This window comes from Photobacterium sp. GB-1 (genome assembly GCF_003026165.1).
In the GTDB taxonomy this organism is placed as follows: Bacteria; Pseudomonadota; Gammaproteobacteria; order Enterobacterales; family Vibrionaceae; genus Photobacterium.
In genome coordinates, this window is sequence record NZ_PYOB01000002.1 from 140498 (window position 1) to 153798 (window position 13301).

Annotated in this window: 9 protein-coding genes; 8 read left to right on the forward strand and 1 reads right to left on the reverse strand. The window is 41.3% G+C overall.

The genetic code is table 11. From position 1 onward, the window contains the following. The first annotated feature begins 2 nt into the window (after positions 1 to 2). The 7 genes from torT (at position 3) to glpD (ending at position 8272) form a co-directional block, all read left to right on the forward strand. Positions 3 to 1073, forward strand: a complete 1071-nt coding sequence (torT, locus tag C9J45_RS03315; RefSeq protein WP_107206247.1) for a TMAO reductase system periplasmic protein TorT — start codon at positions 3 to 5, stop codon at positions 1071 to 1073. Between the two features lie 164 nt (positions 1074 to 1237). Further along, positions 1238 to 1696, forward strand: coding sequence for a methylglyoxal synthase (locus tag C9J45_RS03320; RefSeq protein ID WP_107206246.1), 459 nt, complete (start codon positions 1238 to 1240; stop codon positions 1694 to 1696). A 182-nt stretch (positions 1697 to 1878) separates the two neighbouring features. Beyond that, positions 1879 to 2859 (forward strand): zinc-binding dehydrogenase, encoded by a 981-nt coding sequence (locus tag C9J45_RS03325; RefSeq protein ID WP_107206245.1) that lies wholly within the window; start codon positions 1879 to 1881, stop codon positions 2857 to 2859. Between the two features lie 312 nt (positions 2860 to 3171). Beyond that, the gene (locus C9J45_RS03330; protein ID WP_107245958.1) at positions 3172 to 4029 is read left to right on the forward strand and encodes an MIP/aquaporin family protein; all 858 of its coding nucleotides are present in this window, start codon (positions 3172 to 3174) and stop codon (positions 4027 to 4029) included. Positions 4030 to 4078: 49 nt separating this feature from the next. Continuing rightward, positions 4079 to 5596 carry a glycerol kinase GlpK gene (gene glpK / locus C9J45_RS03335; protein ID WP_107206243.1) on the forward strand — a complete coding sequence of 506 codons (1518 nt, stop codon included), beginning with the start codon at positions 4079 to 4081 and terminating at the stop codon, positions 5594 to 5596. 173 nt (positions 5597 to 5769) lie between these two features. Beyond that, a complete protein-coding gene (locus C9J45_RS03340) occupies positions 5770 to 6552 on the forward strand; it encodes a DeoR/GlpR family transcriptional regulator (protein ID WP_107206242.1) in 783 nt (260 codons plus the stop codon). A gap of 175 nt (positions 6553 to 6727) precedes the next feature. Then, the gene (gene glpD / locus C9J45_RS03345) at positions 6728 to 8272 is read left to right on the forward strand and encodes a glycerol-3-phosphate dehydrogenase (RefSeq protein WP_107287126.1); all 1545 of its coding nucleotides are present in this window, start codon (positions 6728 to 6730) and stop codon (positions 8270 to 8272) included. Between the two features lie 80 nt (positions 8273 to 8352). On the opposite strand, the gene helD is transcribed toward glpD, so the two are convergent. Continuing rightward, positions 8353 to 10434, reverse strand: a complete 2082-nt coding sequence (gene helD, locus C9J45_RS03350; RefSeq protein WP_107287127.1) for a DNA helicase IV — start codon at positions 10432 to 10434, stop codon at positions 8353 to 8355. Positions 10435 to 10904: 470 nt separating this feature from the next. Between helD and yccS the strand changes: the two genes are divergently transcribed. After that, positions 10905 to 13088: a YccS family putative transporter gene (gene yccS / locus C9J45_RS03355; RefSeq protein ID WP_107206239.1), complete on the forward strand. Its 2184-nt coding sequence runs from the start codon at positions 10905 to 10907 to the stop codon at positions 13086 to 13088. Positions 13089 to 13301 lie beyond the last annotated feature (213 nt).

Below are 13301 nucleotides of genomic sequence, written 5' to 3' on the forward strand. Positions count from 1 at the left end.
AAATGCGCATTTTTTGTTTTGTTTTGTTTTTACTTTCCATCCAAACAGCTTCTGCACAAGAAGTGATCTCCTATCAACCTCCTTTTCAGGCAGATAAAAAAGCAACTGAAGTCCAATATAATTTTTTAACTTCCGTTACTAAGCCATGGAAGATCTGTGCAGTTTACCCGCATTTAAAAGATTCATATTGGTTATCGATCAATTATGGAATGGTTAAACAAGCAAAAAAATTAGGCATTACATTAAAAGTGATGGAAGCTGGCGGTTATCCCAATTTAGATAAGCAAACATTGCAGCTACAAAAATGCCATCAATGGGGTGCAGATGCGATTATTCTAGGCACTGTAGATGACGAAGCCTATAACGGAATACTCTCTAAACTTATTGGTAATACGCCTGTATTTTTAATGACGAACAATATTGATTTTACCGATCCTGATATTCGCCAACATGTGAAAGCCAAAGTAGGCGTAAATTGGTATGACATGGGTAAAGTTGCAGGTGAATACCTGGCTAAACGTCACCCGAAAGGTTCAGGTGTGGTAAAAGTCGCTTGGCTACCAGGCCCTCAACTCCAAGGTGGTACCAAACCTGTATCTCGTGGTTTTAAAGACGCGATTAAAAACAGCGATGTAGAAATTGTGACAACCTTATGGGCCGATAACAGTAAAGAATTACAACGAAATTTGATTCAGCAAATCCTCGCATCGAAAGAAGATATTAACTACATTGTTGGTGGCGCTGTGGCGGCAGAAGTAGCAATAAGTGAGTTACGTACTCACGATATTCACAACATAAAAATTGTATCAACTTACCTCAGTCATGGTGTTTATCGAGGCTTAAGACGTCATCGCATATTATTTGCCCCTACCGATAAAATGGCGGAACAAGCCATGCTATCTATCGACCAAGCTGTTCGTTATCTTGAACATAAGCCAGTCGTACTCGATATTGCACCTTCAATTGTCAATCTCACACCAGAATATTTACCTAAAAAAGTGATTGCAGAGTCGTTATCACCCGCTGAGTTCCGCCCTTCTTTTTATGTTAAAGACCACCATGTAAAACAATAATGCTTTGTCCTGCGTCCTAGGTTCTTTGACGCAGGATATTTTGTTCTCAAATATAATATTTGTATCACCGCTAAGAATTAGATTATTGTGTTTTACTCATTTATAAGGTTCTGATATCTATTTATTTCATCATTACGATCAGAACATCTTAGCAAGGAAATATGATGCACAGAACAACCCGCACAATGGCATCCTCTAAACATATCGCCCTCGTTGCACACGATAACTGTAAAGTTGATCTACTTCGTTGGGTTAAAGAACATAAAGATAAACTGGCATCTCACGAGCTATACGCTACAGGTACAACAGGACACCTCTTATCAAAAGAAATAGGTTTACCGATCACTTGCTTAATCAGTGGTCCAATGGGAGGAGACCAACAATTAGGCGCACTGATTTCTGAAGGAAAAATCGATATGATGATTTTCTTTTGGGACCCACTCAATTCCGTTCCTCATGACCCAGATGTAAAAGCGTTACTCCGTATTTCAGCAGTATGGAATATCCCTGTTGCGACTAACCGTGCTAGCGCAAACTTCATGATCACCTCACCGCTTCTCGATCAAGAAGTCAGTATTGAAGTTCCTGATTACGATGCTTACCTAGCAGAGCGTATCAATTAATCCTTGGTTACTTTTAGCCTTTTGCCTTCATCGTAAAAGGCTCAATTAGCCTCACCTTTGCGAGAAAGTAACAATTAATTGAAATCCCTTCCGTTTTGGCACAATTGCTTCAACTAAATGACGAAAATACATGTAATACGTTATATTGTTAAATAGATTATATGTAGTAGAGGAAGTTGCCAATGCAAGCGTGGATGTTAAAACAGCCAAATGGAATAAGCGCACTATCTCTCGAAGAAACCGATAAGCCTACTCCTAGCGCAGACGAAATTTGCATAAAAGTCGCGGCTGTAGGGTTAAACCCCATGGATTACAAATTAACAGAATGGGGTTACGCAACATGGAATTATCCTCAGATAATCGGATTAGATGTTGCGGGAACGGTTGAAAGTATAGGCGAGAATGTAAAACAATTTTCAATCGGTGACAGGGTCATCTTCTTTGCCGATCCTCGAACTGCAGGTGGATTTGCCGAATATGCCTGCATCAAAGCCTCTGCCGCAAGTCGTATTCCTATTACCTTATCTTTCACTGACGCCGCCGCTTTACCCTGTGCTGGATATAGTGCATGGATAGCCGTTCACGACAAATTACAAGTCCAGAAAGGCCAACGTATTGCTATTACAGGAGCCGGTGGCGGAGTCGGTGGATTTGCAGCGCAACTTGCAAAAAAAGCAGGGGCGACAGTTTATGCGATTGCTGAACGTCAACACCACCAACGCTTATTAAGCTATGGACTTGATGCAGTACTCTCGCCAGAGCAAAATATTGCCCTCGAGATAATCAATCTAACTGAAGATCAAATGCTGCATGGTGTCATCGACTGTGTCTCTGCACGTTCCGGTAGCCTTATGAGCGCGCTAATCCGTTATAACGGACATATTGTGATGGTCGCCGATCAGTTTACTCAAGTGCCGCTATTAGCGACGACTAAAGCATTAAGTATCCATGAAGTGGCTTTACATGGCACCTATGCCCACGGAGCACCAGAACATATTGCTCATCTTGCAGATATTGGTAATAAACTCAGTGAACTTGTTGCTGACGGTGAGCTTAAAAGTATGGTAGAAAAAATCGTCCCTTTTCCCAAACTTCCTGACGCACTCACTAATATTCAAAATAAAAAACATAGCGGTAAAGTGATTGTGTATGTTAATCCCTAACTAAGCTTTCAAATAGAACAAAAACGAAGGACTCATATGAGTCCTTTTTTATGACGACAACTCATCAATACTCGCCACTTCATACCTTCATAAAAGATATAAATACGCATAACACCTTTCGTTTTATATTTTTATATGGATTTATTCGTTTAAAAAATATGAGCCATTTAACAAAACAAATACATTTTATTTTCATTTAATGCTCGAACGCTCACTTTTAATGTTTCTTTGTTTTCGAAATGTCGAATATTGTAGAAGATATGCCGTGCTCCCAGACAATAACATTCGATGTGAATAATAAGGATAATTAAAATGACAATAACGAAAGCCCCCTCACTACTCGGCGAATGTATCGCTGAATTTATCGGTACAGGCTTGTTAATCTTTTTTGGTGTCGGCTGTGTCGCCGCTTTAGTATTAACAGGCGCTGATTTTGGTCAATGGGAAGTCAGTATTATCTGGGGATTAGGTGTCACTATAGCCATATATTGTACTGCAGGCGTGTCTGGCGCTCACATTAACCCAGCCGTTACTATTGCTCTTGCTGCATTTCACGGTTTTGATAAAAAGAAAGTCGCACCTTACATTATTAGTCAACTTCTTGGTGCTTTCTGCTCTGCTGCGCTTATCTATGCCCTATATAGCAACCTCTTTACCCAATATGAAATTACCCATCAATTTGTACGAAGCAGTAATGAAGCATTGGCAACCGCAGGGATCTTCTCGACTTACCCACATGCCAGTCTGTCATTTTTCGGCGCATTTGCTGTCGAGTTTGTGATCACAGCAGTATTGATGTTCGCCATCTTAGCCCTTGGTGATGAAAATAATGGCGCATCCCGTGGTGCTTTAAATCCATTACTTATCGGAATTTTAATTGCCGTAATTGGTAGCTCTTTAGGTCCATTAACAGGTTTTGCTATGAATCCAGCGCGTGATTTTGGCCCTAAGTTGTTCGCCTATTTCGCCGGTTGGGATAAAGCACTGACAGGTGGCCTTGATATTCCTTACTTTATTGTGCCGATTTTAGCTCCCATTGCTGGCGCCTGTTTTGGTGGCTGGTTATACCCTAAAGTTGTTGCAGCGCATCTGCCTCAACAAGGACAAGGTTGTACAATTCCAAATCAATGTGACAAAAACACAGAAGAAGAAGCTCGCACGCAAGCTTAACCTCTACTACCTAGTATAATTATAATAGTTTGAAACAAAGGACAAAAACATGAACGATCCAAAATACATCGTAGCGTTAGACCAAGGCACAACAAGCTCTCGTGCAGTTATTCTTGACCACGATGCCAATATCGTAAGTGTCGCACAAAGAGAATTTACCCAAATTTATCCTCAAGCGGGTTGGGTTGAACATGATCCACTAGAGATCTATGCCACCCAAAGTTCAACCTTAGTCGAAGTATTAGGCCAGTCAGGTATTCGTAGCGATCAAATTGCAGCGATCGGTATTACAAACCAACGTGAAACTACTATTGTTTGGAATAAAGAAACAGGTAAGCCAGTTTATAACGCCATTGTATGGCAGTGTCGTCGTACCGCAGAGATCTGTGAAGAATTAAAGCAACGTGGATTAGAAGAATATGTACGCGAGAATACAGGTCTTGTCCTTGACCCTTATTTCTCTGGTACCAAAGTAAAATGGATTTTAGATAATGTTGATGGCGCGCGAGAAGATGCTGAGGCTGGTAAATTACTGTTTGGTACTGTTGATACTTGGCTAGTATGGAAAATGACTCAAGGCCGCGTTCACGTAACAGATTACACCAACGCCTCTCGTACCATGTTATTTAATATCAATACCCTTGAGTGGGATCAAAAGCTGCTCGATGAGTTAGGTATTCCTGCCTCTATGATGCCAGAAGTAAAACGCTCATCGGAAGTCTACGGTAAAACCAATATTGGTGGTAAAGGCGGCACACGTATTCCAATTGCGGGTATTGCCGGAGATCAACAAGCCGCTCTCTACGGTCAGATGTGTGTTGAGCCAGGGCAAGCTAAAAACACCTACGGAACGGGCTGTTTCTTGTTAATGAATACAGGACAAGAAAAAGTATCATCAACTCATGGTCTACTCACTACATTAGCCTGTGGCCCATCAGGTGAAGCATCCTACGCACTTGAAGGTGCTGTATTTATGGGGGGCGCATCCATTCAATGGCTACGTGATGAAATGAAACTATTAGCTGATGCCAAAGACTCCGAGTACTTTGCCACTAAGGTTGATACTTCAAACGGTGTTTATGTCGTACCGGCCTTTACGGGGTTAGGTGCGCCATATTGGGATGCTTACGCACGCGGCACAATTGTTGGCTTAACCCGAGGTGTGAACTCAAACCATATTATTCGTGCGACGCTTGAAAGTATTGCTTATCAAACCCGTGATGTTATTGACGCCATGAAAGCGGATTCAGGTATTCAGCTTGCCACATTGAAAGTTGACGGTGGCGCCGTAGCCAATAACTTCCTAATGCAATTCCAGTCTGATGTATTAGATACCGAAGTTCAGCGCCCAGAAGTCACCGAAGTCACTGCATTAGGTGCCGCTTATCTTGCAGGCTTAGCTGTCGGATTCTGGAGTAATATTGATGAGCTTAAAGATAAAGCCGTAATTAACCGCACTTTCAGTCCCCACGCTTGTGATGATAAGCGTGAGCGACGCTATAAAGGTTGGAAACGCGCAGTTAAATGCGCGCAAACATGGGCAGAAATGCATGATTGCGAAGATTAATTATTCATAAAACGAATAAAAGAGAAAAAGAGCGTTCTTTGTAACGCTCTTTTTTATTTGAATACAGATAAGAGAATTGAATCACTTCTATGGAAAGGAAAATTAAAGCACAATAGATAACATTATATTTAAATGTATATCTGGCAATGCCAAGTAAGACAGGGAAATTTTTAGTGAAACAAATACCAAGACACCAAGAAATTATAGAGTTGGTGAAAAAACAAGGCTATGTCAGTACAGAAGAGTTAGTCGAACGTTTTAACGTCAGCCCTCAAACGATTCGCCGCGATCTGAACGAACTCGCCGACGCTAATAAAATTCGTCGCTATCACGGTGGAGCTACGACGCCACTTAGCTCTGAAAATACCTCTTACATTACCCGTAAATCACTTAATTTCAGCGAGAAAGACTTAATCGCTGCAAGTCTTGTTAAACATATCCCTGATGGTGCATCGCTGTTTATTGATATCGGCACTACACCTGAAGCTGTCGCACGTGCGTTGTGTGTCCAACACAAACAACTACGTGTTGTAACCAACAACTTAAATGCTGCCACGATTTTGTTATCAAACCCAGAAATTAAAGTGATTCTCGCCGGCGGTGAAGTTCGTGATCATGATGGCGGTATCATTGGAGAAGCCACGCTCGATTTCATCCAACAATTTCGCTTAGATTTCGGCATCTTAGGCATAAGTGGTATCGATAATGACGGCTCGTTACTTGATTTTGATTATCATGAAGTGCGCGTAAAGCAAGCCATTATTGAAAATAGCCGCCGAGTATTTCTTGCTGTGGATCACTCTAAATTTGGACGTAATGCGATGGTCAAACTGGGCTGTATTTCGCAAGTGGATGCACTCTTTACCGATCAGCAACCACCTGAAAATATTCTTTCAATTATTAATGAACATCAATTACAAATTGAGGTGGTTTCAGAGCATGACCATAATGAGTAAAACATGCTAACAATCGCAAAACTCATTCAATATAAAAGCGCATTTTTTTATACAAATCACATAAACGAGCAAAAACGAACAACAAACGAAAACAATAAATGATCACAAACGAAACTTAAGTTATGCTTACATTATGCTCTCTTATGTTCGTTTGCTCATTTTTTAAGGTCGTTTTATGGATATCACTAAAAACAATAGCGCAACCCCTCTTCTCGATATCATCGTCATCGGTGGCGGTATTAATGGTGCTGGTATTGCAGCAGATGCGGCTGGTCGAGGCTTAAATGTTGCTTTATACGAAGCAAATGATTTTGCCTCTGCCACATCATCTGCAAGTTCAAAGCTCATCCATGGTGGTCTACGCTACCTTGAACATTATGAATTTCGCCTTGTTTCCGAAGCACTCGCTGAACGTGAGGTGCTCTTAAAAAAAGCGCCTCATGTTGCCGAGCCGATGCGATTCCGCCTTCCTCACCGTCCTTTTTTACGCCCAGCTTGGATGATCCGCAGTGGTCTATTTCTTTATGATAATTTAGGCAAACGAACCACCTTACCTGCGAGTAAAAAAATTAATCTGGCACAATCTGGTTTACTTAAACCAGAAATGAAAGTGGGGTTTGAGTACTCTGATTGCTGGGTTGATGACGCGCGTTTAGTGCTATTAAACATTATGGCTATTGAAGAAAATGGCGGCGAGGTTGCTAACTACTGCAAAGTTGAAAGTGCGGTACGAGAAGGGGATATTTGGCGCGTTACCATGGTTGATCAACGTACAGGTGAGCGCTTTGAGCGACGAACCAAAGCGCTTGTTAATGCGGCAGGACCTTGGGTTAAACAATTTTTTGATAACGGTTTAGAAACGCCATCGCCTCGTAACATTCGTTTGATCAAAGGCTCTCACATTGTCGTGCCAAAAATTCATAATGAAGAGCAAGCCTATATTCTTCAGAACAAAGATAACCGAATTGTTTTTGTTATTCCCTACCTTGATGACTTTTCAATCATTGGCACCACAGATCTGGAATACAAAGGCGATCCTCGTCATGTCGCGATTGATGAGACTGAGATCGACTACCTAATTGATATTGTAAATCAACACTTTGTTGATCAACTCAACCGAGAAGATGTGGTGTGGACGTTTAGCGGCGTTCGTCCACTGTGTGATGATGAATCAAATTCACCACAAGCAATCACACGTGATTACACACTAGAACTTGAGCAAGAACTCGACCAAGCACCTTTGCTTTCAATTTTTGGTGGCAAATTGACGACCTACCGAAAGCTGTCAGAATCGGCGATGAAACACCTAGAACCTTTCTTCCCGCAAATGGGCAAATCATGGACAGCCAATCAAGCCCTACCTGGTGGAAATTTTAGCTGTTCACGAAAACAACTCGCAGAAAGCTTACAAAGCCGTTACCCATGGCTAAGTGATAAACAAGCACTACGTTATGTAAAACAATTTGGAAGTTACTGCTATAAGATGTTGGCAGATGTTGCTTGTATTGACGATATGGGCATTCAATTTGCTGATGGTGTGTACCAAAAAGAAATTGATTATGTTATCGCACATGAACATGTAAAAACGGTCGAAGACTTCTTATGGCGCCGAACTAAATTGGGGTTATACCTAACCGATGAGCAGCAATTACAGGTCAAAGAGTACATCGATGCCAATGCTCCATCAAACAACATCGTTAGTTTCCATAAAGTCGGCTAATAATGATAAAAGCCACAACTTACTTTTACAGAAATAAAAAAACCGACCTTTAATAGGTCGGTTTTTTAACAATCACATCATTACTTAATGCGTTTAATCTTATTATTTACAGGGTACTTATCTTCGATTAACTCATTGATAAAAGAAGATGTATTATGTGAACCAGCACATACCCATACATGTTTACGCGCACGTGTTAACGCCACATAGAACAAACGGCGTTCTTCTGCATCAGTATAGTTTTCAGTACGTGGTTGCATCACAGCAGCTAAACCTGTTTCACGATCTGGAGACGGGAAAATACCTTTGTTAACATCAACAATAAAGACATAATCAGCTTCACGCCCTTTACTCGCGTGGCATGTCATGTATTTCAAGTTAAGTTGTGGCCACTGTGCTTTCCAGTCTTCAAACTTTGCTGGTTTCTGCTTATTGTTACGACCCAAGATCATCACGCTCGTTTCTTTATTATCATAAAGTTTGGCTAAACGGGTTAAATCTTGCAGCATTAAATCACTATCAAGCAAGGTAACCGCTTTCTTATTTTGTTTCGTAAAGCTGGTTAACTGCTTTTTAATTTGGCTTGGGTTTTGTTGAATAAATAAGTTTGCCACTTCACCAATCATGCTATTAAAGCGATACGTTGTTGATAGCTCAGTGATATGAGATGAACCAAAACGCCCTTCAAAGTCAGTCGTTAGGTTAACATCAGCCCCCGCAAAGCGGTAAATAGCCTGCCAATCATCCCCAACGGCAAACAAGGTTGGTGTCGACTTACCTTCTACTTTCTGGCCGCATAATGCTTCAATTAGCGCTAAACGTTGTGGCGAAATATCTTGGTACTCATCCACCATAATAAAGCGCCAAGGTGACACAAACTTACCTTCTTTAACATATTGAGTTGCCACATCAATCATACTGTTAAAGTCGATTTGTTTCTTTGATTTTAAGTACTGCTGATAAGCTTGATAGCAAGGCCACAATAACTCTAATTCGCTCTTCATGCGCGGGCGCATCGCTGGGTTATTGTTATTTTGAATTTCTTCTATTAGCGCTTCTTTCGACAATGTCGATTGACCTAATAATTCAATATGGCGCCAAACCCAAGCTTGCAATTGCTCATTTTCAGCCTGCTGTTCCATCGTGTTTTCTTTGCTAAAACCCGGAACTCGCCATTGCGTAAGGTGACGTTGCCATTTGCTCGCTGACGCTGATTTATTCCATTGTTCAATCAACATACGGGCAATCCATGCTGAACGAACACGTGCATCAATAGCGACACCTGCTACATTAGGCTTTTCTTTTTCTACTTCTGCGATGATTTGCGAACCTAAGCTATGGAAGGTAGCAACTTTCACGCGATCGCTGACTTTCTCCCCCATACGCTCCGACATTTCTTCTGCCGCTTTTCGGCCAAATGCCAGCATCAAAATATCTTCAGGTACGGCTTGCTGACTCGCAATTAAGTAGCCTGCACGAGCCACCAAAACACTGGTTTTACCCGTACCTGCACCGGCAAGTACTAAGTTATGATCTTGGTTGATTAACGCCGCTTCTCGTTGAGAGTCATTTAATGGTGAACGCTCAAAACTATCAAACCATGATCCCCATTTTTCAGATTGCTGCTTAATCCAAGTCTTATTGTGTTCTTCAACCCAATCTTGATGTTCTTCTAGCCAAGGCGAAATTTTTTCAAAGCTACGAGGACGGAATGATGCCGCTAACTCTGGTGTTAAATCTGTATCAGCAAGCGATTGATGAAGGAAAGTATGTAACGATTCATGCTCAGAGCCACGTAAATAGCCCGGCTGTGATGAAAATTTGCCAATACGCTGTAAGATTTCAGGTAAAACAGCGTCTAATTTATCAACGCGATTTCTTGCCCAATCTTGATACGTGCGGATAAGAAAAGCGGCAAACGGCTTACATTCGCTCCAAGGCAAACCATGAATAGTCCAGCAATATTGCTGATCAGAAGAAGTTAGCTCTAACGCTCCCCATAACACACCACGATGTATTTCAATTGAGCCATCCCAATCGTCAAACGAGATCACTTCTGAGCCAACTTGGCTATCTAAAACCAATGCATTGTCATCTAAAGCGATACTGTAATAATCACCCTGCACTAACCATTGTGCTAACCAACTGGCACTTAATTGCATTATCTCACCAACTTTTCCATATTCTTATATGGGCGTAATATTGAACATAGCCGCGTAAAAAAACGTGCAGCTAAAATAGAAAAGGTCCAATCACCCTATGATCGGATGTCTACCCAAGTTTCTTGGGTTTATATCGCTATAGAGTACCAATAACTCCTGTTATGCCATAGCGTTCTAAGATTTATTTACTTATTAATTCCACTAGCAGAACAAACAAATGTATTTTTGGATTCAGCTTCAATAGTAAAGTTCAACCAATGAACAAAACTTGCTCGTTTTTATCAAACGAACGTTCTTTCATGAGATGTCGATGCAGTATCTATCACCAAATTCTGTTATCGTTAAGCCGATTTCTAAGCTAGATAACCCAATAATTTAAGTCTTTATAGAACTTCCATTGGATCAAATTTACGGCAAGGTTATTCTAGCCGTTCGCTGTAATTATTTATCAGAAGATTGTTAATATCTATATGCAAACTAACAAGTTACATCTAAATTTTCGCCGTTACTGGGTGAACGATAGAATAAACTACTCAATTCGTGTTCTCATTGCGTTAGTTGGCGTCGTACTCCCTTGCTGGTATTACAATTCAAATAGCGAGGTGACACCGTTAGTACTAGGGGTTATTGCTGCTGCGCTAGCTGAAACTGATGACAATTTTCTCGGTAGAATTAAAGCGCTTTCGCTCACTTTACTTTGTTTTTTAATTGCATCTGTTTCGATTGAAGTCCTATTCCCTTATCCTCTCTTTTTTGCATTAGGACTGTTCACGTCAACATTTTGTTTCATCATGTTAGGTGCAATGGGATCACGCTACGCAAGTATTGCATTTGCTTCATTATTGCTGGCGGTTTACACCATGCTAGGTGCTGATCATAGTGTCGATTTATGGTCCCAGCCGATGTTGTTACTAGGCGGTGCATTTTGGTATGGCTGTTTATCCTTAGCATGGCACATCCTTTGGCCTAACCAACCCGTACAACGCAGCCTTGCTAATGTGTTTAGCGAGTTTGCCGATTATTTAGATCATAAAAGCCAACTCTTTGAACCTGTTGCCGACTTAGTGCCGCAACCTCTTCGATTAAAAGCTGCAAGCCAAAACGCACGAGTCGTTAACGCGCTAAATTCAGCAAAAGCCACCCTGTTACATCGAGCAAGACGCGGACAACCCAACACGACAGGCGATAGATTCTTAACAATTTATTTTATGGCACAAGATATTCATGAACGTGCCAGTTCTTCGCATTATCGTTACCAAGATTTAGCAGCCAACTTTAACCGTAGTGATGTGCTATTTCGTTTCCAACGTTTATTACGTTCTCAAGCCGTTGCTTGCCGTGATATTTCAACTGCATTAGCAATGGGGAAATCGTACACCCACGATGAAAAAAGCATGAAAGCCTTAAATGAGCTGCAAGATTCATTACAGTACCTCCATAGCCAAAATAAACCAGAATGGAAAATGCTGTTAATCCAACTCGATTTCCTATTCAACAACCTCGCCACGGTTGAACGTCAGTTAATGAACATCAATAACCCTGATGCAACCTATAATGAGGACAATGACGAAATTCAGTTATCAGATAACGAAGCGCATGGTTTTAAAGAATTAGGTAAACGTATCAGCGCCCAGTTCAATACCGACTCCATACTTTTTCGTCATGCGATACGTATGGCAATAGCGTTAACGGTGGGCTACGGCTGTATTCAAGCACTCGATCTGCAACGGGGTTATTGGATATTGCTGACCACCCTTTTTGTCTGTCAGCCAAACTACAGTGCGACTCGCCAAAAACTACGCCAACGTGTTATTGGCACTTTGGCAGGTATCTTCGCAGGTATTCCGCTGCTTTATTTATTCCCAGGACAAGAAGGTCAACTGGTATTGATGGTTGCTGCAGGCGTGCTTTTCTTTGCCTTTAGAATGGTGAAATACGGCTGGGCAACGGCATTTATTACCTTACTCGTCTTATTCTGTTTTAACCAATTAGGTGAAGGGTATGCTGTTATTCTGCCGCGTTTAGGCGATACCTTAATTGGCTGTTTATTAGCCGTTTTAGCCGTTACCTTTATTTTGCCAGATTGGGAATCTAAGCGATTACACAAATCGATGTCAGGCGCTATCAATGCCAATAAAGATTACTTAGCACAAATTATTGGTCAGTACCGAATCGGTAAAAAAGACAGTTTAAGCTATCGTATCGCCCGTCGTGACGCCCACAATACTGATGCCCATTTAAATACGGCGATCAGTAATATGTTAGCAGAGCCTGAGCGTTACCAAATTGATGCTAATGAAAGTTTCCGATTCTTAACCTTAAACCATGCCATGCTCAGTTATATCTCGGCATTAGGTGCACACCGAACACAGCTCGATGACGATAAAACCCATCAGTTAGTGTCTGAAGCGCACCGTATTATTCACGCCCACTTAGAATGTTTAGCGGCACAACTGACAGGTAACACATGTCAAAAGGCACCCGCATTAGATCTCGATTTGGATCAGCGTTTAGGACAATGGCGTGATGAAGACTGCACCTCGGTACGTATGGTGTTACAGCAACTTCACTTGATCCACCGTATGCTCCCTGAAATGCACAAACTGGCGGAGCAGCTAGCACCTAAAGAGAAAAAACAAGAAGTGCCTGCGTAGTATTTAATATTGTGAAAAACACAAAAAGGACTGAGTGGAAACATTCAGTCCTTTTTTAATGTTTACTATTTATTCAACTCTCAAGCCAGCGTTAACGTTTGTACACATGCTTAATAAGAAGCCCTATAGGCACTAAATTCAATTTAGTGTTGTTGAGGAAACAAAAGGCTTAACACTAAAAATAAAAGTATTGTCTCAAGAGACAAGGTCAAC

Excerpts from the sequence above, each read along its gene's own strand:
- torT (WP_107206247.1), top strand. The coding sequence starts at position 3 with ATGCGCATTTTTTGTTTTGTTTTGTTTTTACTTTCCATCCAAACAGCT.
- C9J45_RS03320 (WP_107206246.1), top strand. The coding sequence starts at position 1,238 with ATGCACAGAACAACCCGCACAATGGCATCCTCTAAACATATCGCCCTC.
- C9J45_RS03325 (WP_107206245.1), top strand. The coding sequence starts at position 1,879 with ATGCAAGCGTGGATGTTAAAACAGCCAAATGGAATAAGCGCACTATCT.
- C9J45_RS03330 (WP_107245958.1), top strand. The coding sequence starts at position 3,172 with ATGACAATAACGAAAGCCCCCTCACTACTCGGCGAATGTATCGCTGAA.
- glpK (WP_107206243.1), top strand. The coding sequence starts at position 4,079 with ATGAACGATCCAAAATACATCGTAGCGTTAGACCAAGGCACAACAAGC.
- glpD (WP_107287126.1), top strand. The coding sequence starts at position 6,728 with ATGGATATCACTAAAAACAATAGCGCAACCCCTCTTCTCGATATCATC.
- helD (WP_107287127.1), bottom strand. The coding sequence starts at position 10,434 with ATGCAATTAAGTGCCAGTTGGTTAGCACAATGGTTAGTGCAGGGTGAT.
- yccS (WP_107206239.1), top strand. The coding sequence starts at position 10,905 with ATGCAAACTAACAAGTTACATCTAAATTTTCGCCGTTACTGGGTGAAC.